Raw genomic sequence first — 23437 nt, forward strand, 5'->3', positions numbered from 1 at the left:
GTATAGATTAGCAATCACGCATATATTAAAATATTTCCACGAAAACGAGTCAGGTTATATAAATTTTTTCATGAAAACCGTGCCGGTTCTCCTCATCATCCTCGACGGTTTTGGTTGCCGCAAAGAAAGCGCGGACAACGCGATTGCCCAGGCTACCAAGCCCAATTGGGACCGGTTATGGAAGAATAATCCCCATACCCTCATTCATGCATCGGAATCAGAAGTGGGGCTGCCCAAAGGGCAAATGGGCAACTCCGAGGTGGGGCATCTGAACATCGGCGCGGGGCGGGTGGTGTACCAGGAATTCACCCGCATCGACCGCGCCATCGAATCGGGCTATTTCTACACCAATCCGGCCCTGCTGAACGCCGTGCATCTGGCACGCGACAATGGCAGGACGCTGCATGTGTTGGGCCTGCTGTCGGATGGCGGTGTGCACAGTCACGAGTCGCATTTCCATGCCCTGCTCGGTCTGGCGGCGCGCGAGGGGCTGAACAAGGTCTGTCTGCATGTATTCCTGGATGGCCGTGACACGCCACCGAAAAGCGCCGAGATCTATTTGCGCCGCCTCAACGAAAAAATCGAGCAGAGCGGCGTCGGCCACATCGCGTCGATGATCGGCCGCTACTACGCGATGGACCGTGACCGGCGCTGGCAGCGGGTGAAATCCGCCTACGATCTCCTGACCCAGGGGCGCGCCGAGTTCATGGCGGAGAATGCGCTGGGCGGACTGGAAGCCGCCTACGCACGCGGCGAAACCGACGAATTCGTCAAGGCCACGGCCATCCTGCCGCCCGACGGCAAACCGGTGAAGATGGAGGACGGCGATTCGGTCATTTTTCTCAATTTCCGTTCCGACCGTGCGCGCCAGCTGTCGCGTCCCTTCATCGAGCCCGATTTCAGCGAGTTCGAACGCGAGGTCACCCCCCGGCTGGCGACCTACTGCACATTGACCGGTTACAGCGACGATTTCCAGGTGTCGGTCGCCTTTCCACCCGAGCGGATCAAGAATGGCCTGGGCGAATACGCCGCCAACCTCGGCTTACGCCAGTTGCGCATCGCCGAAACTGAGAAATATCCGCACGTCACCTTTTTCTTCAACGGCGGCGAAGAGGTGTCCTTTCCCGGCGAGGATCGCGTGCTGGTGCCGTCCCCCGACGTGGCAACCTATGACCTCAAGCCCGAGATGAGCGCTTTCGAGGTGACCGACAAGCTGGTCGCCGCGATCGGCAGCCAGCAATACGATCTTATCGTCTGCAATTTTGCCAATCCCGACATGGTGGGCCACACCGGCGACCTGCGGGCTGCGATCAAGGCGATCGAGACGGTCGACACCTGTCTGGGCCGGGTAGTGGACGCGCAGCAGGCACGAGGGGGAGAGGTGCTGATCACTGCCGACCACGGCAACGCCGAATTGATGCGTGACGCCGTAACCGGTCAGCCGCATACCGCGCATACCATGAACTTGGTGCCGCTGATCTACGTTGGACGGCGCCATGCCACGCTGGCGGAAACCGGCGCACTCGAGGATGTCAGCCCGACCCTCCTGAAGATGATGGGTGTGGCGCAACCGCCCGAAATGACCGGCGAGGCCCTGGTGCAGTTTGAGTAAGCCCGTCCGGTTCGGGTAAGCTCGCCAGGGTGAACTTCAAACAACTCTTCGTCCTGCTGGCACTGTCCGGGCCGTTGTGCGCCAGCGCCAACCAAGCCGACCGCAAGCAGTCTGAACTCGACGCCCTCAAACAGCGCCTGCAAACCCTGCAGCAGGATTTTCGCGACACGCAGACGCATCGCCAGGAAGCGGCCGACGAACTGCGCCAGTCCGAACGGGCGATCAGCAACGCCGTACGTCAGCTACGGCAGCTGGATGGCGAGCGCCAGCGGACGCAGAGCGACCTGCAGTCGCTGACACAACAGGTCGACGCAACCTCGGCGCGTATTCGCACACAGCAGGCCCATCTGGCGCAGACGCTCAAGGGCGCTTACCAGCGCGGGCAGGGCGATGCGCTCAAGCTCATCCTGAATGGTGCGGACCCCAACCAGACCGCACGCGATTTGCGCTATCTGGCCCACCTCTCGCGTGCGCAGCAAGCCATGATCGACACGCTGCGTGCCGACTTGGCGCAACTGTCCGCCTTGCAGCAGCAAGCCTCGCAGAAGACAAACGACCTGGCGCAATTGCAGGCCGCGCACGAAGCCGAGCAGCAAAAGCTGCTGGCCGACAAGCACGCCCGCGAGCAGGTGCTGCAGAAACTCTCCGTGCAAATCCAGCAACAGCGGCGCGAGATTTCCACCTTGAAGCGCAATGAACGCAGCCTGACCCAGCTGGTCGAGCGCCTCAACCGGGTGATGGCGGAGCAGGCTGCGCGTGAGGCTGAACGAGCGCGCGCCGCCCGGCAGACGAAGCAGCGGGAGGCAGAGCGCGGCTCAACCGGCCAGCAACGCCGTCCCGTGGCGGTCAATACTGATACGCCGGTGGCTTTTCGGTCGAGCCAGCCGTTCTCTCGGCTGAAAGGTTTGTTGCATTTACCGGTTGCCGGGGAACTGATGAACCGCTTTGGTGCTCCGAGAGAAGGCGGCGGGTTGAGCTGGAAAGGCTTGTTCATCCGGGCCGCCCAAGGTACGGCGGTGAAGGCGATCGCAGCCGGACAGGTGGTGTTCGCCGAGTGGCTGCGCGGCTTCGGAAACCTCATTATTGTTGACCATGGTGACGGCTATATGAGCCTGTACAGCAATAATGAAAGTCTGTATAAGCAGGTGGGCGACCGGGTTCAGCCCGGCGATGCGATCGCTGCGGTTGGCAACAGCGGTGGCCAACCCGACACGGGCCTGTATTTTGAAATGCGGCATCAGAGCCGTCCTGTAAACCCCCTGGACTGGGTGAAGTGAGATGACACAAAAGGCAAAACTCGTACTGGTCGGTCTGGCTGGCATACTGGCTGGCGCCGCATTGACACTCAATCTGCCGGCGATCGCCGACAAGGATGCGGAGACTGCGCTGCCGATCGAGGAGTTGCGTGCCTTCACCGATGTATTTGCCCGAATCAAGAGCGATTATGTCGAACCAGTCGACGACAAGAAGCTGATCTCTTCGGCGATCAACGGCATGTTGAGCGGGCTGGACCCGCATTCGGCCTACCTCGATGCTGAAGGCTTCAAGGATCTGCAGGTGGGTACCCAAGGCGAATTCGGCGGCCTGGGCATCGAAGTCGGGATGGAAGACGGCTTCGTCAAGGTCGTGTCGCCGATCGAGGATACGCCCGCCTTCAAGGCCGGGGTCAAGCCAGGCGACCTGATCATCAAGCTCGACGATACGCCGGTGAAAGGCATGACGTTGAACGACGCGGTGAAACGCATGCGCGGGAAGCCCGGATCGCCGATCAAGCTCACCATCGTTCGCAAGGGCGTCGACAAACCCATCGTGCTGACCCTGACCCGCGCGGTCATCAAGATCCGCAGCGTCAAATCCAAATTGCTGGAAAACGGGTACGGTTACGTGCGCGTGACGCAATTCCAGGAACATACTGGCGAACTGCTGGCCGAGGCCCTGGACAAGCTCTACAAGGACAACAAGACGCCGCTCAAGGGCCTGATCCTGGATCTGCGCAACGACCCGGGTGGCCTGCTGAATGGCGCGGTGGCGGTGGCGGCGGCTTTCGTCAAGCCGGACAGCCTGGTGGTGTACACGGACGGGCGTACGGAGGATGCGAAGATGCGGTTGACCGCCAGCCCGGAAAATTACCTGCGCCCGATGCAGCTTGATTATCTGAAAGGTTTGCCGGAGGGCGTCAAGCAGGTGCCGATGGTGGTGCTCGTGAACGGCGGCTCGGCCTCGGCTTCCGAAATCGTGGCGGGGGCACTGCAGGATGACAAGCGTGCCGTCATCATGGGAACCCAAACCTTCGGCAAGGGATCGGTGCAGACCATCCTGCCGATCGGCAACGGCACGGCGATCAAACTCACCACGGCGCGCTACTTTACGCCGAGCGGACGCTCCATCCAGGCCAAGGGCATCGAGCCGGATATCGTGGTGGAAGATCCGACCATGCCGTCCGATGATCAAGGTCTGGGCATTCGCGAGGCTGATCTCGAGCATCATCTGAGCAACCCCAATGGCGGGGATTCGACGCCCAGCAAACCGAGCGAAGCCATCAAGGCCGCGCCGGCTGACCGCGCCGCCCCGGGCGGCGTCGAGAAAAAGCCGACGACGCTGGAACCGGGCGAGATCGTGTCGAAGAACGATTTCCAGGTGAACCAGGCGCTGAACCTGCTTAAAGGGCTGCAGATCCTGCAGGGGCGTTGAGCGGCTGTGCTGTGTGGCCCGCAGGGGTTCCACAGCACAAGCGGCGCGGTATACTGAGTTGATCTAGCCTGCCGGGAGGCGTCATGCGTCCGTGCGACCTCGAGAAAAACCGCGAAATCGTCTTTCATGCCTTGCCTGCCGGCCAGGCCGAGCGCGCCTTGGCGCTTTTGGCTGGTCTGGAGGGGCTGGACGTGGCCATCGGCGCAGACGTCTATCGTCTGCAGGTGCGGTATCACATCTGCGAGTACACGCTGGAAGGGCTGGAGACTGCGCTGGCGAGCCAGGGGTTCCATCTCGACAACAGCCTCCTCTGCAAGCTCAGGCGTGCACTGGCGTATTACTGCGAGAGCGTGCAGCGACGCAACGTCGCAGCCAACGAGCCGGACATCAAATCCCAGCAGGCATTCATGAAAGTCTACGAGCGCCACCTGCATGGCGATTGCGACGAAACGCCGGAAGAGTGGCGGAGCTATAAATAGCCCATGGAGTTGAACGACACACTGCTGCTGCGCTACAGCAGACACATCCTGCTGCCCGATGTCGGTGTGGACGGGCAGGCACGTATCTCAGGCGCGTCGGTGTTGATCATCGGTGCCGGCGGACTGGGCTGCCCGGTCGCACTTTATCTGGGAGCGTCGGGCGTCGGACGCTTGTGGCTGGCGGACGGCGATACGGTCGACCTGACCAATCTGCAGCGGCAGATTGGCCATGCCACGGCAGCCATCGGCGAGAACAAGGCTGATTCGCTCGCGCGCAGCGTACGCGCCATCAATCCTGAGATCGAGGTGCAATCCATTCGGGAAGCGCTGAGCGGCGAAGCGCTGCATGAAGCGGTGGCGGCGGTCGATCTGGTCGTCGATGCGTCGGACAACTTCGCTACCCGGCATGCGGTCAACCGGGCCTGCGTTCAGTTGGGCAAACCGCTGGTGTCGGGGGCTGCGATCGGTTTTTCGGGGCAACTGGCGGTGTTCGATACCCGCCGTGCCCGCACACCCTGCTATCACTGCCTGTTTCCGGATCAGGCCGGCGAACCGGAGATGCGCTGCGCCGAGGCGGGGGTGTTTTCTCCTCTGGTCGGCGTCATCGGCGCAATGCAGGCGATGGAAGCCCTGAAATATCTGGCTCAGGTGGGAGAGTTGCTGATCGGCCGGCTGCTGCTATGGGATGGACTGCGGGCCGAGGTTCGCGTGATGAACGTGCCGTACGATCCGGCCTGCCCGGTTTGCTCGCAGGCCGCGCGTCAGGCGGGGTGAACGTCGAGCAAACGCGCCATCAGCAGCTCGATATCGCCGCCGGGCGGGCGGCTGAATCCGCTCTTGGCGAACTGATGCCAGCGTCCTACCACCATGCATTGCAGCAGATTGGCCAGCGGTCCGCTCAGTTCGGACTGCTTGTCGCCGCAAAAGCGCAGGCATTGCCGCAACTGGGCTTCGATTCGGTCGTGAAGTTGATTGATGCGTTTTTGCAGGCGCTCGTTTTCATGCACCAGTGCATCGCCGATCAGCACGCGCGTCATCCCTGGATTCTTCGCCGCAAAATTCAACAGCATGCTGAGGATGGCTTCGATCTGAGCGGACGGCGAGGGCGTGTCGGCGGTGATGCGCGCAATCAGGCCAAACAGGGTCTGTTCGATGAACTCGATCAGCCCCTCGAACATTTGCGCCTTGCTGGAAAAGTGCCGGTATAGCGCGGCTTCGGATACCCCGATGCGGGCTGCCAACGCCGCCGTGGTGATTTTCTCAGGCTGCGGTTCCTGCAGCATCGCGGCGAGTGTTTGCAGAATCTGCAACCGGCGCTCGCCGGGTTTTCTGGCTTCCCCTTGCATCTGACACCCCCCAGTTTTTATTAGGGGGTGATTATCGCTGATGTTGGGTAATTGGTGGGTCTGCACGGACTTGAACCGTGGACCAAGGGATTATGAGTCCCCTGCTCTAACCAACTGAGCTACAGACCCGAAAACGTAGCTGCCCCGCGATGGGCGGGGCAGGAGGCTTACACTTCGCCGCTGCCGGTAAAGCTTTTCAGCTTCTCGGAACGGGTCGGGTGGCGCAGCTTACGCAGGGCCTTGGCTTCGATCTGGCGGATCCGCTCACGCGTGACGTCGAATTGCTTGCCGACTTCTTCCAGCGTGTGGTCGGTGTTCATTTCGATGCCGAAGCGCATGCGCAATACCTTGGCTTCGCGCGAGGTCAGGCTGTCCAGCACTTCGCGGGTGGCGTCGCGCAGGTTGGCGTAGATCGCGGAGTCGTCGGGCGACAGCGTGCTGGAGTCCTCGATGAAGTCGCCGAGGTGGGAATCCTCGTCGTCGCCGATCGGTGTCTCCATCGAAATCGGCTCCTTGGCGATTTTCATGATCTTGCGGATCTTGTCTTCCGGCATTTCCATCTTGATCGCCAGCGTCGCCGGATCGGGCTCGATGCCGGTTTCCTGCAGGATCTGGCGGCTGATCCGGTTCATCTTGTTGATGGTTTCGATCATGTGCACCGGGATGCGGATGGTGCGCGCCTGGTCGGCGATCGAACGCGTGATCGCCTGACGGATCCACCAGGTCGCATAGGTCGAGAACTTGTAGCCGCGACGGTATTCGAACTTGTCGACCGCCTTCATCAGACCGATGTTGCCTTCCTGGATCAGGTCGAGGAACTGCAGGCCGCGGTTGGTGTATTTCTTGGCGATCGAGATGACCAGGCGCAGGTTGGCCTCGATCATCTCGCGCTTGGCGCGGCGCGCTTTGGCCTCGCCGGTCGACATCTGCTTGTTGATGTCCTTCAGGTTCTTGATCGGCAGACCGACACGATCCTGCATCGCGATCAGGGCTTCCTGGTGTGCCTTGACCTCGTATTGCACCTTGGAAAGCGTCGAGCAGTAGGCTTTCTTCGCAGCGATCTCCCGGTCCAGCCACGTCAGGTTGGTTTCATTGCCGGGGAAAGCCTTGATGAAGTGCGGACGCGGCATGCCCGAACGGGTGACACAGAACTCCATGATCTTGCGTTCGTGCGAGCGCACCTCTTCCACCGCACTGCGGATCTGCTCGCACAGGTTGTCCACCTGGCGCACCGAGAAGCGGATCGCCATCAGCAGCTCGGTGACTTCGGACTGGGCTTTCATGTGCTGCGGACTGCCGAGGCCATACTTGGCATGGGCTGTCTGTGCTTTTTTGTAGGCCTTGCGGATGAAGTCGAACTGCACAAGCGCTTCGGCTTTGAGCTGCGCCAGATTGGCGGCTGCGAGCTTGGCGCTGGCTTCTTCGTCGTCGTCCTCGTCCGTCTCTTCTTCGTCGGCGGACGTGTCTTCCTCTTCAGCCGCGGCTTCGGTTTCCATTTCGACGAAGCCGTCGATCAGCTCGTCGATGCGCATCTCGTCTTTTTCGACCTGCGCCGCCATGTCCAGGATTTGCTGGATGGTGAGCGGGCACGACGAAATCGCCTGCACCATGTGGCGCAGGCCTTCCTCGATGCGCTTGGCGATCTCGATTTCGCCTTCGCGCGTCAACAGATCGACCGAGCCCATTTCACGCATGTACATACGGACCGGATCAGTCGTGCGGCCGAATTCGGAATCGACCGTGGTCAGCGCCTGCTCGGCTTCCGCGACGACATCCTCGTCGGCGACGGCAGGGGCGGCTTCCTGCATCAGCAGGGTTTCGGCGTCCGGCGCTTCATCGTAGACCTGGATGCCCATGTCGTTGATCATGCTGATCACGCCTTCGATCTGGTCGGCGTCCAGCACCTCGTCGGGCAGGTGGTCGTTGATCTCGGCGTAAGTCAGGAACCCCCGTTCCTTGCCGAGGATGATGAGGTTCTTCAGCTGGGTGCGGCGCGCTTCCGCCTCCACCGGCGTCAGCTCCTTCAGAGGGAGTAGCGCTTCGGGTTTTTTGGCGCTACCACCTGGTTTTCTTCCACGTACAGCCACAGGTTATTCTCCGCTCAGGTTCCGCCCCGCGCATCGCACGCGGACAGAAAAAAATCGTTCAAAAACCGGCAATTATACCGCAAGCCGGCACTTTGTCTTGCCGTTTCTGGAAAGCTAGGAACGTGCCAGTTCAGTCAATTCCTGGCGCTCGCTGGCGCTCAAACTGCCGAGCGGGCGCATGGCCAGTTCCTGTTGCCTTCGCCTGCGCCAATCGTCGCGTAACTGTTTGACGGCGCCATCGAACTCCGCGTTCCAGTCCCAGGTGTCGTCTTTGTCGAGCAAATCGGTCATTAGCTCATCGATCAAGGGCTCCAGCACGCTGCCTTTGGCCGTTTCGCTGAGGGTCTGCGGCTTGAGCGGGCCAACCTCGCGCAGCCAGGCCATCAGTTCGCCGGTAGGACCGCTTAGCGGGTCGTTTACATCGAGCCAGCAGGGCTCGACCTCGGCCACCCGCTGTGGATTCATCAGCAGGGTACGGGCCAGGCTGCGCACCCGCGATGGCGCCGGGCGGCGCTGCGGACGCGGGAGAGGCCGGCGCGCTGCGATGGGTTTGAGCCCGAGACGGCTGAGTTCGTCAGCCTGGAGGTGCGCAAGTTCCGCAATCTGCCGTTGGATCAAGCTGGCCAGCAGGGGCGCGGCAATTTTCTCCAGCAAGGGTTTGGCGTCCTTGATCAAGGCTGCCCGGCCTTCCTGGCTGTCGAGTTTGCGGTTGCGCGCCAGTTCGCGCACCAGAAAGGCGGACAGCGGCAGGGTGTCGGTGTCCAGCAGGTGCAGGAATGCGTCGTGGCCGTGGGTTCGGATATAGCTGTCAGGGTCCTCGCCTTCCGGCAGGAACAGGAAGCTGACCTCCTTGCCGTCCTGCAGCGCCTCCAGCGAGTTTTCCAGCGCGCGCCAGGCGGCCTTGCGCCCGGCATTGTCGCCGTCGAAGGCAAAGACCAGGCGGTCGGTGTGGCGCAGCAGGGTACGCGCATGGATTGGCGTGGTGGCGGTGCCGAGGGTGGCGACGGCGAACGCCACGCCGAGTTGAGCCAGCGCGACCACGTCCATGTAGCCTTCGACCACAATGACGCGCCCGGCCGTCTTGATCGCGGCGCGCGCCTCGAACAGGCCGTAGATTTCCGAACCCTTGTGGAACAGCGGGGTTTCCGGCGAATTGAGGTATTTCGGTTCGCCCTGGTCCAGCACGCGCCCGCCGAAACCGACGATCTGGCCCTTGATGTTCCTGATAGGAAACATGATGCGATCGCGGAAGCGGTCGTAGCGCCCGTGGTCGCCGTCGATGACGAGGCCCGAGGCGGCGAGGGCCTCGGCCGCGTAGTCGGCGTAGACCTGCTTCAGGGGGGAGCCCTCCGGCGCGTAGCCGATGCCGTAGCGGGCAGCGATGGCGCCAGTCAGGCCGCGGCGCTTCAGATAGTCGATCGCGCGCGGGGTCTGCTTGAGCTGTTTCTTGTAGAACTGCGCCGCCTGTTCGAGCGCATCCCACAGCGCGGGCGGCGGTTTGGGGCGCTCGGGCTCGCCGGACTCGGGCACGGGCAGGCCGACGTCCTGGGCCAGGGCCGCCACGGCGTCGGGGAAGCTCATGTGCTCGTATTCCATGAGGAAACCGAGCGCAGTGCCATGTGCGCCGCAGCCGAAGCAATGGTAGAACTGCTTGGTCGGGCTGACGGTGAAGGAGGGGGTTTTTTCGCTGTGGAAAGGACAGCAGGCCTGGTAATTCTGCCCGGCTTTCTTTAGCGGCACGCGGCGGTCGATGACATCGACGACGTCGACGCGGGCGAGCAGGGTGTCGATGAAATCGCGCGGAATCATGATGACCGCATGATAAACCCGAGCGCGTCGCGCCGGATGGGGTTAGCTTGTGAGACGGGCCTTGATCAGCGCGGAGACCTGCCCCATGTCGGCACGGCCGGCAAGGCGGGGTTTCAGCAGTCCCATGACTTTGCCCATGTCCTTGGCGCTGGACGCGCCGGATTCGGCAATGGCCGTGGCAACGGCGGCTTCGACTTCGGCAGCGGAGAGTTGTTCGGGCAGGTAGGCCTGCAGCACGACGAGCTCGGCCTGTTCGGCCGCCACCAGGTCGTCACGACCGGCAACCTGGAATTGGCTGATCGAGTCCTTGCGTTGCTTGATGAGTTTTTCGACGATGCTGCTGACTGCAGCGTCGTCCAGTTCGATACGCTCGTCGACTTCTCTCTGCTTGATGGCAGCCAACAGGAGACGGATCGTGCCGAGGCGCGCCATCTCTTTGGCGCGCATGGCGGTTTTCATGTCGTCAGTGATGCGTGCCTTGAGCGACATGCGTGGGAGATTCCGCGTCAGCGCGGAATCAATACATCTTGGGGGGGAGTTGCTGGCTGCGCAGGCGCTTGCTCTGGCGCTTGACTGCGGCGGCGAGCTTGCGCTTGCGCTCGGCGGTGGGCTTCTCGTAGAACTCGCGGGCGCGCAGTTCGGTCAACAAGCCGACTTTTTCGATGGAACGCTTGAAACGACGCAAGGCGACGTCGAACGGCTCATTTTCTTTGACTTTGACGTGAGGCATGTGACAGTGGCTTCCGGGAAACGGGAAAAACGAGAATAATAGCAAGCCCTAACGGATTTTTCCAGTCCCCCTGTTTCCCCTATGTTGGTACTTGGCATCGAGTCGTCCTGCGATGAAACCGGTGTTGCGCTATATGACAGCGTGCGCGGCCTGCTGGCGCACGCGCTCTATTCACAGATCGCCATGCATAACGACTATGGTGGCGTGGTGCCCGAACTGGCGTCGCGAGACCATATCCGGCGGGTTCTTCCCTTGACACGCCAGGTTTTGGCTGAAAGTGGGTGCGCACTGGAAGCGCTCGACGGCATCGCCTATACGCAAGGACCAGGGCTTGCCGGCGCGCTGCTGGTGGGAGCGGGGATGGCGCGCGCGCTGGCGTTTTCGCTGAATATCCCGGCAGTCGGCGTGCATCATCTGGAAGGCCATATGCTGTCGCCGTTGATTTCCGATACGCCACCGGAATTCCCCTTCGTCGCCTTGCTGGTGTCGGGTGGGCACACGCAGTTGATGCGGGTGTCAGGCGTTGGCCGCTACACGCTGCTGGGCGAAACCCTCGACGATGCGGCCGGTGAGGCCTTCGACAAGACCGCACAGCTATTGGGCCTGGGTTATCCGGGCGGGCCGGCACTGTCGAAGCTGGCGGCCGCGGGTGATGCCAGCCGCTTTACCCTACCGCGCCCGATGCTCAATTCGGGCGACTTCGATTTCAGTTTCAGCGGCTTGAAAACCGCGGTGCTGACGCTGGTGCGCAAGCAAGGGCTGGATCAGGCAGCCGACATCGCGGCGGCGTTTCAGGTGGCGGCGGTGGACGTGCTGGTAAGCAAGAGTCTGGCAGCCTGTGTCCACAGTGGCGTAACGCGGCTGGTGGTTGCCGGCGGCGTGGGCGCCAACACGCATCTGCGCGAACGGCTGACGCGCGAGGCGGCGGCACGCGGTATCAGCGTGTTCTATCCGAGGCTGGAGTTCTGCACAGACAACGGCGCGATGATCGCCTACGCGGGCGCGCAGCGGTTGGCGGCGCAAAGGAAGACATCGGACCTGACGTTTGCGGTCAAACCGCGTTGGGAGTTGGCGACGCTCGATGCCGTGTAAGCCTTATCTGCGGAACATCGGGTAGGCCTCGCGCAAGGCCTTGAGCCATTTTTCACCGCCTGTGAAATGGGCAATCTGATCCGGGAACAGCAAGAACCCCACCAGCACGGCCATCAGGCACACCAGGATGACCGTGCTGAAAATGCTTTCCGGACGTAGCACGCCCCAGTAGCGGCTGACCAGGAACAGCGTGTCCTTCTTGTGTTCCGACATCGACAGCCAGCGGCGCAGCAATTTGACCGCGAGGTAGGCTGCGTAGCCGCCGGCCAGCGAAGCGAACACGATACGGAAGATGGAGAACACATCCAGCCCGCCGCCCAGGTATTCGTGATACAGCCAGGAGACAAAACCCAGCGACAGCGACGCCAGGATGGCGATGGCCACGTTGATGAACAGCCGCCGCCGTTCACGGGCGAGGTCACGCTGTCGTTCGATGAAGAAACTGTCGACTTCGCGCTTGAAGTATTCGACTTTTTCCTGCACCAGCGATGAAAACTCCGCCTTGGCGTGCACGATGCGGGCATCCATCAGGGAACCCAGCCGTTCGCCGGCATAGTCGACCAGCTCGCGTACGTCGTCCTTGGTGAACTGACGCTGTTCATGCAGTTCGTCGGAAATCTTGTCGAGCTTGGCGTCGATCTCCTGGCTGGCGCGCCAGATGACGTCCTTCAGTTCGGTGCCAGCCTGCGACACGCCCTCCTTGACGACATCCGACAGACGTTCACCCGCGTGGTCGATCGCTTCGCGCGACACCTCGGCGAGACTTTCCTTTGCGTGCTCGATGCTTTTGTCGAAGAAGGCCATGTTCAGTGAGACGGGGTCAGGAGCGGGCGCCGATGCGTCCTTCCTGGCCGGATATCAGTTTGATGAGATTGCTCTTGTGACGATAGACCAGCAGCAGGGCGACCACCAACACGGTCATGGCCGTATTGCCCCAGCCCATCAGCAGACCTGAATAGACCGGGGCCAGCACGGCGGTGGTCAAGGCGGCCAGTGAGGAAATGCGGAATAGACCGGCCATGAGCAGCCAGGTTGCCAGGCATGCCAGGCCGAGCCAGGGGTTGAGGCCGAGCAGCAGCCCGAGCGCCGTGGCCACGCCCTTCCCGCCCTTGAAACGAAAAAACACCGGGAACAGGTGGCCGATGAACACGGCCAGCGCGCACAGCAGCGCAATGTCTTCTGACAAATCGAACTGCGGAGCCAGCATGCGCGCGAGCACCACGGCCACCCAGCCCTTGAGCGCGTCGCCAAGGAGCGTCAGCGCGGCCGCGGCCTTGCGCCCGGTGCGCAGTACGTTGGTGGCGCCGGGATTGCCCGATCCGAAGCTGCGCGGGTCGGGCAGGCGCATGGCGCGGCTGACGATCACGGCGAACGACAGCGAACCAAGCAAATAGGCGACGGCAATAAACAACAGCGTGGTCATAAACAAGTCAGTAAAATGGCGGGCTTTGGGCGGGCTTGTGGGTGAGCGCCGCCATGGATGATTAAGACAATGGATATTCTATTTTTGCGGGACTTCCGTCTCGAACTGATTATCGGCATATACGAGTGGGAACGCAAAGTGCCGCAACCGGTTCGACTCGATCTGGAAATCGGCTTGCCCGACAGCAAGGCCAGCGGGACCGACAATGTGGCCGACACCATCGACTATGGTGCAGTGGCCGTGCGGGTGAAAGACTACCTGCACAACGCGCCGCAGCCGATCACGCTGGTCGAGTCGGTCGCCGAGCATGTGGCGGCGATTATCCGCGGCGAATTCGGCGCGCCGTGGGTAAAGGTGTCGGTAACCAAGTTCGCCATCGTGCCGGGCATCAAGGAGCTCGGCATCACCATCGAGCGCGGCACGCGTCTGTGAGTGTTGAGCAGATCGCCCTCATGGCGGTCATCCTGCTGGTGGCGTATGTCATCCGTGGCATCACCGGTTTTGGGTCGGCGCTGATCTCAGTGCCTTTGCTGGCGTTGATTTTTCCGCTGAGATTCGTGGTGCCACTGGCCCTGCTGCTGGATTTCACCGCATCGATGGTAATGGGTAGTTTCAATTTCGGGCGTGTGAAATGGAGTGAGATCGGTGTACTGATTCCGTTTAGCGTCCTCGGCGTGGCACTGGGCACCAGCCTCCTGGTCAATTTGCCATCCGGCCCCGTGATGATTGCGCTGGCCGGGTTCGTGTTCGTTTTTGCGGTACGCAGTGTATTCAATATCCGTGGCGACAAGCTGATCGCGCGCGGCTGGGCCGTGCCGGCCGCGCTGACGGGAGGGACGGTCGGCGCGTTGTTCGGCACTGGCGGGCCTCCTTATGTCATTTACCTGACCCATCGCATTCGCGACAAAAGCGATCTGCGAGCGACGTTTTCCGCACTATTCTTCGTGGATGGCATGTCCCGCATCGTCAGTTTCCTCATAGCCGGGCTGCTGATGAGTGCCAAGGTGTGGACCGTTTATTTTGCCGCGCTGCCGCTCATGCTGGGCGGACTCTATCTAGGTGGGCGCGCGCATGTCGGGTTGAGCCCATCGCTGATGACACGCCTGGTCGGCGTACTGCTGCTGATATCGAGCGTGTCGCTTTTATTCAAGGCCTTGCATGCATGAATATGCTTGAATCGTTGCATTTCCAATCCGTGTCGTTCAGCGGTCTGGAGGCGGGAACGCGCCTCATCGTGCTGGGTGCGGTGCACGGCAACGAAACCTGCGGGACACAGGCGATCCGCCGCGTAATTGCCGAGATCGAGTCCGGGAAACTGGACATCGTGGCCGGAAGCGTGACCTTCGTGCCGGTCACCAACCCGTTGGCCTATGTACGCCATCAACGCATGGGAGACCGCAATCTCAACCGCAATCTCGTGCCCACTGAAACCCCGGTCGAGTTTGAGGATCGCATTGCCAACTGGCTGTGTCCGTTGCTGGCACAGCATGACGCGCTGCTCGATCTGCATTCGTTTCACACTGCGGGCGAGCCTTTCGCCATGTTGGGCCCGGAAGACAACCAGGGCTTGCTGGAGCCGTTTGCACGTTCGCAGGAGGAAACCGCGCTGGCGTTGCGGCTGGGTGTGCGCCGCTTCGTCGACGGTTGGCTCGATACCTATGCCGCAGGTGTCGCGCGCCGATTGGCGGCCGGCGTGTCGGCACGTGAGGCCGACGTGCATTACGGCGTGGGCACCACCGAATACATGCGGGCGCAGGGCGGCATCGCGCTCACCCTTGAATGTGGGCAGCACGACGATCCTGCCGCGCCTCTGGTGGCTTATCGCGCCATTCACAATACGCTGGCGCATCTGGGACTGACGGCTGCAGCCAGGCCGGCAGCCGTGACCGATACCGAGGCGCTACGCCTGTATCAGGTCGTCGATCGCGGCCATGCAGACGATCAATTCGTTCGCGACTGGGCCAGCTTCGATCGCGTACATGCCGGAGAAGTCATCGGCACGCGTTGCGACGGGGCGCCGGTGGTGGCCGACCGTGATGGCTACATCGTGTTTCCCAACCCCGATGCGCGGCCCGGGCAGGAATGGTTCTATCTGGCCAAACCGAGTGCGCGTGTGTGACGTTCAGCCGCGCGGGTGGTGTTGTGCGTGCAACTGCTTCAACCGCTCGCGGGCGACATGGGTGTAGATCTGCGTAGTGGAAATGTCGCTGTGCCCGAGCAGCATCTGCACGACCCGCAGGTCGGCGCCATGGTTCAGCAAGTGGGTGGCAAAGGCGTGACGCAGCGTGTGCGGTGACAGCGGGCGGGTGATTCCGGCGGCCAGTGCACGGCGTTTGATGAGATGCCAGAACGCCTGGCGCGTCATGCCTTCGCCGCGCGCAGTGACGAATACGGCGTCGGAAAGACGCTTTTCCAGCAGTTGCGGGCGCGCTTCCACCATATAGCGGCGTAGCCACTGCACCGCTTCTTCGCCCAGCGGCACCAGCCGGTCCTTGTTGCCTTTTCCGGTGACACGCAGCACGCCGTCGTTGAGATTGAGCGCGGTCAATTTCAGTCCCACGAGTTCCGAGACCCGCAAGCCGGTGGCATAGAGCGTTTCCAGCATCGCGCGGTCGCGCAGGCCGAAGGTCGTGTCGGAATCGGCGCTGTTGAGCAGGCGTTCGACATCTATTTCGGTCAATGTCTTGGGCAGCGCGCGCGGCAGTTTGGGGCGGTCCAGATTGAGCGTGGGATCGCAGGCGATCAGGTTTTCACGCAGCAGATAACGGTAAAAGCGTTTCAGCGCCGAACTGTAGCGTGCTGCACTGCTGGGCTGGCTGCGATGGGCGAAGCGCCACGCCAGGTAAGCTTCAAGATCACCCGGGGCGACCGTATCCAGGTTGCGTGTCCGTTCCTTTTCCAACCAAGCGGCAAACGTTTTCAGGTCGCGCCGATAAGCCGCCAGCGTGAGGTCGGCCAGCCCGTCTTCCAGCCACAGATGATCGCAAAACCGGTCAATCAGGGCGTCGCTCATGGGCCAGCAACCAGGTTTTCACGTCGAGCGGTGTGCCGCTCGACGCGTGCATGAACCCTCCAAGTCCGCTGGCCGCCACGACGCGATGACAGGGAATGAGGATGGGCAAGGGATTGGATCCGCAGGCCTGCCCCACCGCACGCGCGGCTGTGCCGAGTTGCTTGGCCAGGGCGCCGTAGGTTGTCGGTCGCCCGAGAGGAATCGCCGTCAGCGCATGCCAAACACGCAACTGAAATGGCGTGCCCGACAGTGTGTAGGGTAGAGTGAAGGCATGAGCGGGATTGCGCCAGTAGGCATCGAGTTCGCGGCTTAGTTGGCGGGCGCGGGTATCCCGTTGGCCGGAGAGGGGCGCCTCGATGGGCAGAAAATCCAGCCGTGTCAGCACCTCGCCGATAAAGCAGGCACCGAGGCGGCACATCGGGGCGGGGAGGATGGCGTCATGCGTGGGCATGTCCGCATTCTAAGCGGGGTGAGGCAGCCTGTCAGGACAGCGTCACGGTGCGGCACGATTTTCGTGCCCAACCTTCAGGGGGATGGACGGGGGGCAGCCAAGTCGACCAGGCTGCAGCTGGTCTTGCGAGTGACCTGGCAATCCGGCGTACCCGGGACATATTCAAATGCGCATGAACGCGCCTGCAACATGGTCCAGTCCGCTTCGGAATAAGCCTGCGCCGGCAGGTTGGGTGGGTAGAACACGCAGCCGACGCAAAACTCTTCGGTTGTACAGTCTGAGAGGGGGGGCATAGGGGGCCTTTTAAGTGGTTCTGGGGGCTGCGACTGCTCGCCAGGCGCAGTCCCACACTTCATCCAGATAGCCTGGCAGGGGATGGGGCAATATCCCGTCCAGGCGTGTGGTAATCATGCGGATGGGGCCGCCGAACAGACTGGCGGAGGCGACCATGACATCCATCTGGCGGATTTCGCCGCGTGCGATGCCGCGGCTGATCATCTCGCGCATCATGACAAACGGCCGGGAGGAGCAGATCGGAGCTTCGTCCGGCAAAAACTCACGATGCCGGGCATATAGCAGGAAAGCCATTTCCCATGGTTCGGCTTCGGCCCAGGCAAATAGACGCGCCACCAGTTCTCGGGCTTGGTCGTGGCTACTGCCTTCGATGTGTACGACTTCCTCGATGAGGTGTTGCATCCGGGTAGTGAGTGCCGCGTATAACGTGCGTGCCAGCCCTTCCTTGTCGCCGAAATGATGATAAATCGATCCGATGCTCACGCCGGCCGTGCGGCCGATGTCGTGTACTGACGTGTTGAAATACCCTTGTTCGGTGAACAGGCGCAACGCGGCACCCAGCACGAGTGTGCGGGTGTCTTCCTGCTGAAAGTCGGCTGCGGGCATGGTGTAATTAGAACGAACGTTCGTTCTAATCTAGTGCGATATACGATGGTAGTCAAGCGCGGTTTGCGGTCGGGCGAAACAGGCCATCCAGCAAGGGGCCAAACAACAACGCCCGCATGAAGCGGGCGTTGTGTGGGCAACGGAAAGGGCTTATTCCGCAGCTGTGGCCGCAGCCTTGCGGGCGGGCAACTTTTCCTTGATACGCGCGGACTTGCCGGAGCGCTCGCGCAGGTAGTACAGCTTGGCGCGGCGGACGTCGCCGCGGCGCTTGACTTCGACGCTGGCGACCAGCGGCGAGTAGGTCTGGAAGGTGCGCTCGACACCTTCGCCAGCCGAAATCTTGCGAACGGTAAAAGCGGAGTTGAGGCCGCGGTTACGTTTGGCGATGACGACGCCTTCGTAGGCCTGCAGACGCTCGCGGTTGCCTTCCTTCACTTTCACTTGGACGACGACGGTGTCGCCGGGGGCGAAGGCGGGGAGGGTTTTACCCAGACGGGCGATTTCTTCCTGTTCGAGTTGTTCGATGATATTCATGATGTTGCTTCCTTACATCTGGCGGGAGAGGTGCGTCCTCGGTCTTCCGACCATTGGGCGGACATCACGCCGTTTCACATGGCCAGAGGCTATTCGCCTCGTGCCGCTTCGTTCTGCAATGCACCGGATGGGTGCCTCGCAAGAAATTCCTGTTCCTGCTTTGATAATCCACGCCTGGCCAGCAGGTCTGGGCGATGGACTGCCGTGATCGTCAGGCTTTGTTGCAGTCGCCACTGGGCGATCGCAGCGTGGTTGCCGTTTTTCAGTACCTCCGGCACCGCCATGCCCTGCCACACCTCGGGCCGGGTGTAATGCGGGCAGTCGAGCAGGCCATTGGCGAAGGAATCCTCCACCGCCGAATCCGCATCGTTCAGCGCGCCCGGCAGTTGCCGGATGAGGGCATCCATCAACGCCAGTGCGGGCAACTCACCGCCCGAGAGCACAAAGTCGCCGAGGGAACATTCCTCGTCTACGCGGCGCTGCAGCAGCCGCTCGTCGATGCCTTCGTAACGCCCGCACAGCAATACCAGCGCGGGCTTTTCCTTCAGTTCCATCACCCGCTGGTGTGTCAACGGGCGGCCGCGGGGGGAAAAATGCACCACCCAGGGCGTCAAGTTCTCGTCGGCCAAATCCTGCTGCACGGCATTCAATGCGCGATCCAGCGGTTCGGCCAGCATCAACATGCCAGGCCCGCCACCGTAAGGGCGGTCGTCCACCGTGCGATGCGGATCGTCGGTGAAATCGCGCGGATTCCATGCGCGAAATCGGTACAGCCCGCGGTCCAACGCCCGCCGCGTGATGCCGTAATCCAGTACGGCATCGAACATCTCGGGGAAGAGCGTGATGGCATCGAAACGCATCAGTAATCTTCGCCCCACTCCACCTCGATCGTTCCGCCGGGTAGATCCACCTTGCCGACGAAGGCCGCAACGAACGGAATCAGGTATTCCCGAGCGCCTTTGACGACCAACAGATCATTCGCGCCACTTTCCATCAGGCTATCGACGGCGCCCAGTTCGATGCCTTCGTGGTTGACGACTTTGAGGCCGATCAGATCCGACCAGTAAAACTCGTTTTCCTCCGGTGGCGGCAGTGCGCTTTTCGCCACCGAGATTTCCTGTCCGCGCAGGGCATAGGCCGCGTCGCGGTCGTCGATGCCGGCCAGCTTGGCGACCAGGGCTTTGCCGTGGTCCTGGATAGTCTCGACGGTGTAATGCGTCTGCTGTTCGCCGCGCCCGACACGCCAGGATTCGAAATCCATCAGCGCCCCGGGGTCTTCGCTAAAAGGCTGGACCTTGACCCAGCCCTTGATGCCGAACGGGGCGGCGATGCGCCCCATCACGACCCAGTCGCTGCCCTGATTCAACTCAGGCGGCGGCGGGCTTGTTCTGTTTGACCAGACGGGCGACGGTGTCGGACATCTGTGCACCATTGCTTACCCAATAGCCAATGCGCTCCTGATCCAGGCGCACGGCTTCGGCGCCTTCAGCAGCGACCGGGTTGTAGAAGCCGACGCGCTCAATGAAGCGACCGTCGCGGCGGCAGCGCGAGTCAGCGACCACCACGTTGTAGAAAGGACGGTTTTTGGCGCCGCCGCGCGAAAGACGAATAACGACCATGATTCAACCCACCGGTAAACGGAGAAAACCGCGAATTATACCCAAAATTCACCGGCTTGCCAGTGGGACGTTACCGCATCCCGGGCAGCATGCCCTTCATGCCGCGCATCATCTTGCCCAGTCCGCCCTTGCCCATCATCTTCATCATCTTCTGGGCTTGTTCGAACTGGTTCAGCAGTTTGTTGACTTCCTGCACTTGTACGCCCGCACCGGCAGCAATGCGGCGCTTGCGCGATGCCTTGATGATGTCGGGTTTGCGGCGCTCCAGCGGGGTCATGCTGTTGATGATGCCTTCGACCCGGTTGATCGCCTTGTCGTCGGCGCCTGCCGGCATGGCCATCTGTCCGGCGCCGGGGAGTTTGTCCATGAGCGCGGAGAGGCCCCCCATTTTGCGCATCTGCTGGATTTGCGCCTTGAAGTCCTCGAGGTCGAAGTCCTTGCCCTTCTTGACCTTGTCGGCGAGTTTCTTGGCTTCGGCCAGATCGACCGAGCCTTGCGCCTGTTCGATCAGCGAAAGCACGTCGCCCATGCCGAGGATGCGCTGCGCCATGCGTTCGGGGTGGAAGGCTTCCAGTCCGGTGGGTTTTTCGCCGACACCGATGAATTTGAGCGGTTTGCCCGTGATATGGCGCACCGATAGCGCCGCCCCACCGCGCGCATCGCCATCGAGCTTGGTCAGCACTACGCCGGTAAGGGGCAGCGCTTCATTGAAAGCCTTGGCGACGTTGACGGCGTCCTGGCCCTGCATGGCATCCACGACGAACAGCGTCTCGACCGGCTTGACCGCGGCGTGCAACGCCTTGATTTCGGCCATCATCGCTTCGTCGATCGCTAGGCGGCCGGCGGTGTCGACGATGAGCACGTCGTAGAATTGCTTGCGCGCGTGATCCTGGGCGGCCTTTGCGATTTTTAGCGGGTCGTGTTCGTTGCCTGCCTCGAAGAAAGCGACATCAAGCTGCTTGCCGAGCTGGCGCAACTGGTCGATGGCCGCCGGGCGGTAGACGTCGGCCGAGGCGAGCAGGACCTTTTTCTTGCGGTTCTTCAATAGCAGCGCCAGCTTGCCGCTGGTCGTCGTCTTGCCCGAGCCCTGCAGGCCGGCCATCAAAATTACCGCAGGTGGCGTGGCGGCCAGGTTCAGTTCGGCATTTTCTCCGCCCATCAGACGGGTGAGTTCTTCGTGGACGATGCCGATCAGCGCTTGGCCTGGCGACAGGCTGGCGAGCACTTCCTGACCCAGCGCGCGGATTTTGACCGCTTCGATGAAGTCCTTGACCACCGGCAGCGCGACGTCTGCTTCGAGCAGGGCGAGGCGCACCTGGCGCAGGGTGTCCTGCACGTTGGCTTCGGTGATGCGGGCCTGTCCGCGCAGGGATTTGACGACGCCGGCAAGGCGTCCGCTGAGATTTTCTAACATGGCTTCCTTGTTGCCGCTATGGGCGGCATGGATAATGGGGCTGGCTGAATCCAAATTCCATTTTAACGAATGTCCCCGCTATTGCTGGTTACTTTGTGTGTGAGCGCGCTGTATGGCTGGATCGCCTGGCGCCTGCAGCGCACGCCCTCCGCGTCCTCTGTGCGCGTATTGACGCCGTTGGCCCTGCTGGCGCATGGCGCATTGATCTTCAATTCAGTGCTGGGCCAGGGCGATATCCGACTGGGATTCGGCAACTCCCTGTCGACGATTTTCTGGCTGACTGCGCTCACATACTGGCTGGCCAGCCAGGGCGCGCCGCTGGCGCGCCTGCAGTCATGGGTCAGTGGCCTGGCAGCGATATCGGTCCTGGTCATGGCAGTTTTTACCGAAACCCATGCCATACCGGATTCGCAGGCGCTGGCGCTGCGTGCGCACCTGGTGGTGTCTTTTCTCGCCTATGGTCTGCTGGCGGTGGCGGCCCTGCATGCGGTGATGATGACCATGCTGGAAAAGCAGCTGCATCGCGGGGCATTGCTGCAAGGCGGCGCGCCGCCCTTGCTGACATTGGAGGCCATGCTGTTCAAGACCATTGGCGTGGGATTTGCGCTGTTGACCCTAGCGGTGTTCAGCGGGGTGTTCTTTTCTGAGGAACTTTTCGGCAAGCCGTTGCAGTTTTCGCACAAGACCGTGTTCGCCATCCTGTCCTGGCTGGTGTTCGGTGGCCTGCTGCTGGGAAGGCATTTTCGTGGTTGGCGCGGGCGTACAGCGCTGATCTGGACGATTACCGGGTTCACCCTGCTGCTGCTGGCCTACCTGGGCACTCAGTTTGTGCTGGAAGTGATACTCAGGCGCTGAGGCAATTCTGATTGGATAGTTTTTCCACCAGCACGCTTTTTATAACACTCGCCGTCCTGCTGCTGACTTCGGCATTTTTTTCCGCGTCCGAAACCGCGATGATGGCCATCAATCGCTACCGCCTGCGGCACGCAGCGGACTCAGGCGAGCGGGGGGCGATGCGTACGCAGGCACTCCTGGACAAGACCGACAAACTGCTGGGCGTCATCCTGCTCGGCAATAATCTGGTCAATTCCGCCTCGGGTACGCTGTCGGCCGTGCTGGCCATACGCTTGTTCGGGGCCGGCGAAATCGTGCTGTTCACGGCGACGCTTCTGCTGACCTTTCTGATTCTGGTATTCAGCGAAGTGACGCCCAAGGTGCTGGGCGCCTCTTTCCCCGAACGGGTGGCCTACCCCGCATCGCTTCTGCTCACACCCTTGCTGAAACTGGCCTACCCCGTAGTGTGGTTCGTGAATCTGTTCGTGCAGGGCATCCTGCGGTTGTTGCGGATCAGGCAGCCCGAGCCGGGGCAGGGCAACAGCCTCGGTCTGGAAGAGCTGCGGACCATCGTGCTGGAATCGTCCGGCAGACTGCCGCGCGAGCATCACCGAATCCTGATGAACCTTCTGGAGTTGGAGGACATCACCGTGGATGATGTGATGACGCCACGCAGCCAGATCGAGGCGATCGATATCGAGGACGATCCCGAGCGGATGCGACAGCAGATTTCCACCAGCCATCACACCCGGCTGGTGGTGCATGCCGGTTCGTCCGACAATCTGCTGGGTGTATTGCACGTGCGCCGAGTATTGCATGCGCTGACAGGCAAGGAACTGGATCCGGCCACACTGAGAGACAATCTCGAGACTCCCTATTTTGTTCCGGCAGGCACGCCGCTGTTTACCCAGTTGCGCAATTTCCAATCCAGCCGGCGGCGGCTGGCGCTGGTGGTCGATGAATACGGCGAACTCCAGGGGTTGGTGACACTGGAGGATCTGCTGGAGGAGTTGGTTGGCGAGTTCACCACGCAGGCGCCGTCGGATGCGGGGTATCTGCGGCGCGAAGAGGATGGCAGCTGGCTGGTGGAAGGCAGTGTTCTGTTGCGCCACCTGAATCGCAAGCTGGGCCTTTCGCTCCCGCTGGACGGTCCGAAGACGTTGAACGGCCTGCTGCTCGAGCAGTTCGAGGACATCCCTGAAGCGGGCGTGAGCCTCAAGCTGGGCGACGTGCCGGTGGAAATCGTGCAGACGCAGGACCGCGCAGTCAAGATGGCGCGCATCTATCTGCCGGTGACAGACGATGTCTTGTCCGGAAACGCCTCAATTTAGTCGAAAAATCGCCGTTAAGGCCTGTGATTCCCTGTGTCTGCCCCCTCCGGGCAGGCGAAGGGACGATAATTT

At 61.7% G+C, this 23437-nt stretch carries 26 protein-coding genes and 1 tRNA gene; 11 read left to right on the plus strand and 16 right to left on the minus strand.

Features of this window, described 5'->3' with window-relative positions; all coding sequences use genetic code 11:
* Positions 1-70: 70 nt before the first annotated feature.
* The 5 genes from gpmI to moeB all read left to right on the plus strand — a co-directional run bounded on the left by gpmI (position 71) and on the right by moeB (position 5556).
* Positions 71-1612 (plus strand): 2,3-bisphosphoglycerate-independent phosphoglycerate mutase, encoded by a 1542-nt coding sequence (gpmI, locus tag ABT23_RS00170; RefSeq protein ID WP_296629559.1) that lies wholly within the window; start codon positions 71-73, stop codon positions 1610-1612.
* Between the two features lie 29 nt (positions 1613-1641).
* Positions 1642-2889, plus strand: a complete 1248-nt coding sequence (locus ABT23_RS00175) for a peptidoglycan DD-metalloendopeptidase family protein (protein WP_296629561.1) — start codon at positions 1642-1644, stop codon at positions 2887-2889.
* Position 2890: 1 nt separating this feature from the next.
* On the plus strand, positions 2891-4303 hold the full coding sequence (locus ABT23_RS00180) for a S41 family peptidase (protein WP_296629562.1): 1413 nt from the start codon (positions 2891-2893) through the stop codon (positions 4301-4303).
* A gap of 83 nt (positions 4304-4386) precedes the next feature.
* Positions 4387-4782, plus strand: coding sequence for a hypothetical protein (locus ABT23_RS00185; RefSeq protein WP_296629564.1), 396 nt, complete (start codon positions 4387-4389; stop codon positions 4780-4782).
* Positions 4783-4785: 3 nt separating this feature from the next.
* A complete protein-coding gene (moeB, locus tag ABT23_RS00190; RefSeq protein WP_296629566.1) occupies positions 4786-5556 on the plus strand; it encodes a molybdopterin-synthase adenylyltransferase MoeB in 771 nt (256 codons plus the stop codon).
* On the opposite strand, the gene slmA is transcribed toward moeB, so the two are convergent.
* From slmA to rpsU, 6 genes are all read right to left on the minus strand, one after another.
* The gene (slmA, locus tag ABT23_RS00195; RefSeq protein WP_026240603.1) at positions 5544-6128 is read right to left on the minus strand and encodes a nucleoid occlusion factor SlmA; all 585 of its coding nucleotides are present in this window, start codon (positions 6126-6128) and stop codon (positions 5544-5546) included. The genes moeB and slmA overlap by 13 nt on opposite strands.
* Positions 6129-6180: 52 nt before the next feature.
* Positions 6181-6257: transfer RNA gene (locus ABT23_RS00200), tRNA-Ile, on the minus strand.
* A gap of 38 nt (positions 6258-6295) precedes the next feature.
* Complete coding sequence (gene rpoD, locus ABT23_RS00205) at positions 6296-8137, minus strand: RNA polymerase sigma factor RpoD (protein WP_296629712.1); 1842 nt, start codon at positions 8135-8137, stop codon at positions 6296-6298.
* Positions 8138-8329: 192 nt separating this feature from the next.
* A complete protein-coding gene (gene dnaG / locus ABT23_RS00210; RefSeq protein ID WP_296629567.1) occupies positions 8330-10024 on the minus strand; it encodes a DNA primase in 1695 nt (564 codons plus the stop codon).
* A gap of 42 nt (positions 10025-10066) precedes the next feature.
* Positions 10067-10513, minus strand: coding sequence for a GatB/YqeY domain-containing protein (locus ABT23_RS00215; RefSeq protein WP_296629569.1), 447 nt, complete (start codon positions 10511-10513; stop codon positions 10067-10069).
* A 28-nt stretch (positions 10514-10541) separates the two neighbouring features.
* The gene (gene rpsU / locus ABT23_RS00220; protein WP_011312897.1) at positions 10542-10754 is read right to left on the minus strand and encodes a 30S ribosomal protein S21; all 213 of its coding nucleotides are present in this window, start codon (positions 10752-10754) and stop codon (positions 10542-10544) included.
* Between the two features lie 81 nt (positions 10755-10835).
* On the opposite strand from rpsU, the gene tsaD reads away from it, so the two are divergent.
* The gene (gene tsaD / locus ABT23_RS00225; RefSeq protein WP_296629570.1) at positions 10836-11846 is read left to right on the plus strand and encodes a tRNA (adenosine(37)-N6)-threonylcarbamoyltransferase complex transferase subunit TsaD; all 1011 of its coding nucleotides are present in this window, start codon (positions 10836-10838) and stop codon (positions 11844-11846) included.
* A gap of 3 nt (positions 11847-11849) precedes the next feature.
* Here tsaD and ABT23_RS00230 read toward each other — a convergent pair whose 3' ends face one another.
* Both ABT23_RS00230 and plsY read right to left on the minus strand, forming a co-directional pair.
* A complete protein-coding gene (locus ABT23_RS00230) occupies positions 11850-12650 on the minus strand; it encodes a hypothetical protein (RefSeq protein WP_296629572.1) in 801 nt (266 codons plus the stop codon).
* A 16-nt stretch (positions 12651-12666) separates the two neighbouring features.
* Positions 12667-13269, minus strand: a complete 603-nt coding sequence (gene plsY / locus ABT23_RS00235; protein ID WP_296629574.1) for a glycerol-3-phosphate 1-O-acyltransferase PlsY — start codon at positions 13267-13269, stop codon at positions 12667-12669.
* Positions 13270-13338: 69 nt separating this feature from the next.
* Between plsY and ABT23_RS00240 the strand changes: the two genes are divergently transcribed.
* From ABT23_RS00240 to ABT23_RS00250, 3 genes are read left to right on the plus strand one after another with little or no spacing between them, the layout of a single operon-like run.
* Positions 13339-13701: a dihydroneopterin aldolase gene (locus ABT23_RS00240; RefSeq protein ID WP_018507077.1), complete on the plus strand. Its 363-nt coding sequence runs from the start codon at positions 13339-13341 to the stop codon at positions 13699-13701.
* Entirely contained in the window at positions 13698-14435 is a 738-nt protein-coding gene (locus ABT23_RS00245; protein WP_296629575.1) for a sulfite exporter TauE/SafE family protein, read from the plus strand. Before ABT23_RS00240 ends, ABT23_RS00245 begins: the two co-directional genes overlap by 4 nt.
* A gap of 2 nt (positions 14436-14437) precedes the next feature.
* On the plus strand, positions 14438-15388 hold the full coding sequence (locus ABT23_RS00250) for a succinylglutamate desuccinylase/aspartoacylase family protein (protein WP_296629714.1): 951 nt from the start codon (positions 14438-14440) through the stop codon (positions 15386-15388).
* A 3-nt stretch (positions 15389-15391) separates the two neighbouring features.
* Here the strand turns inward: ABT23_RS00250 and xerD are convergent, their stop codons facing one another.
* From xerD to ffh, 8 genes are all read right to left on the minus strand, one after another.
* Complete coding sequence (gene xerD / locus ABT23_RS00255) at positions 15392-16282, minus strand: site-specific tyrosine recombinase XerD (protein WP_296629577.1); 891 nt, start codon at positions 16280-16282, stop codon at positions 15392-15394.
* Complete coding sequence (locus ABT23_RS00260; RefSeq protein ID WP_296629580.1) at positions 16263-16733, minus strand: methylated-DNA--[protein]-cysteine S-methyltransferase; 471 nt, start codon at positions 16731-16733, stop codon at positions 16263-16265. Before ABT23_RS00260 ends, xerD begins: the two co-directional genes overlap by 20 nt.
* Before the next feature lie 303 nt (positions 16734-17036).
* Positions 17037-17633 carry a TetR/AcrR family transcriptional regulator gene (locus ABT23_RS00265; protein WP_296629582.1) on the minus strand — a complete coding sequence of 199 codons (597 nt, stop codon included), beginning with the start codon at positions 17631-17633 and terminating at the stop codon, positions 17037-17039.
* Positions 17634-17783: 150 nt separating this feature from the next.
* Positions 17784-18167 (minus strand): 50S ribosomal protein L19, encoded by a 384-nt coding sequence (gene rplS / locus ABT23_RS00270; protein WP_296629585.1) that lies wholly within the window; start codon positions 18165-18167, stop codon positions 17784-17786.
* 89 nt (positions 18168-18256) lie between these two features.
* A complete protein-coding gene (gene trmD / locus ABT23_RS00275; RefSeq protein ID WP_296629587.1) occupies positions 18257-19027 on the minus strand; it encodes a tRNA (guanosine(37)-N1)-methyltransferase TrmD in 771 nt (256 codons plus the stop codon).
* Positions 19027-19533, minus strand: coding sequence for a ribosome maturation factor RimM (rimM, locus tag ABT23_RS00280; RefSeq protein ID WP_296629589.1), 507 nt, complete (start codon positions 19531-19533; stop codon positions 19027-19029). The genes trmD and rimM overlap by 1 nt, the downstream gene beginning before the upstream one ends.
* Position 19534: 1 nt before the next feature.
* Positions 19535-19786 (minus strand): 30S ribosomal protein S16, encoded by a 252-nt coding sequence (rpsP, locus tag ABT23_RS00285; protein WP_296629591.1) that lies wholly within the window; start codon positions 19784-19786, stop codon positions 19535-19537.
* A gap of 70 nt (positions 19787-19856) precedes the next feature.
* A complete protein-coding gene (ffh, locus tag ABT23_RS00290) occupies positions 19857-21200 on the minus strand; it encodes a signal recognition particle protein (RefSeq protein ID WP_296629593.1) in 1344 nt (447 codons plus the stop codon).
* A 99-nt stretch (positions 21201-21299) separates the two neighbouring features.
* Here ffh and ccsA point away from each other — a divergent pair, with 99 nt between their 5' ends.
* Both ccsA and ABT23_RS00300 read left to right on the plus strand, forming a co-directional pair.
* The gene (ccsA, locus tag ABT23_RS00295) at positions 21300-22055 is read left to right on the plus strand and encodes a cytochrome c biogenesis protein CcsA (RefSeq protein ID WP_296629596.1); all 756 of its coding nucleotides are present in this window, start codon (positions 21300-21302) and stop codon (positions 22053-22055) included.
* An 11-nt stretch (positions 22056-22066) separates the two neighbouring features.
* Positions 22067-23365, plus strand: coding sequence for an HlyC/CorC family transporter (locus ABT23_RS00300; protein ID WP_296629598.1), 1299 nt, complete (start codon positions 22067-22069; stop codon positions 23363-23365).
* Positions 23366-23437: the final 72 nt, after the last annotated feature.

It is taken from the genome of Thiobacillus sp. SCN 63-57, from assembly GCF_001725555.1.
GTDB lineage: Bacteria > Pseudomonadota > Gammaproteobacteria > Burkholderiales > Thiobacillaceae > Thiobacillus.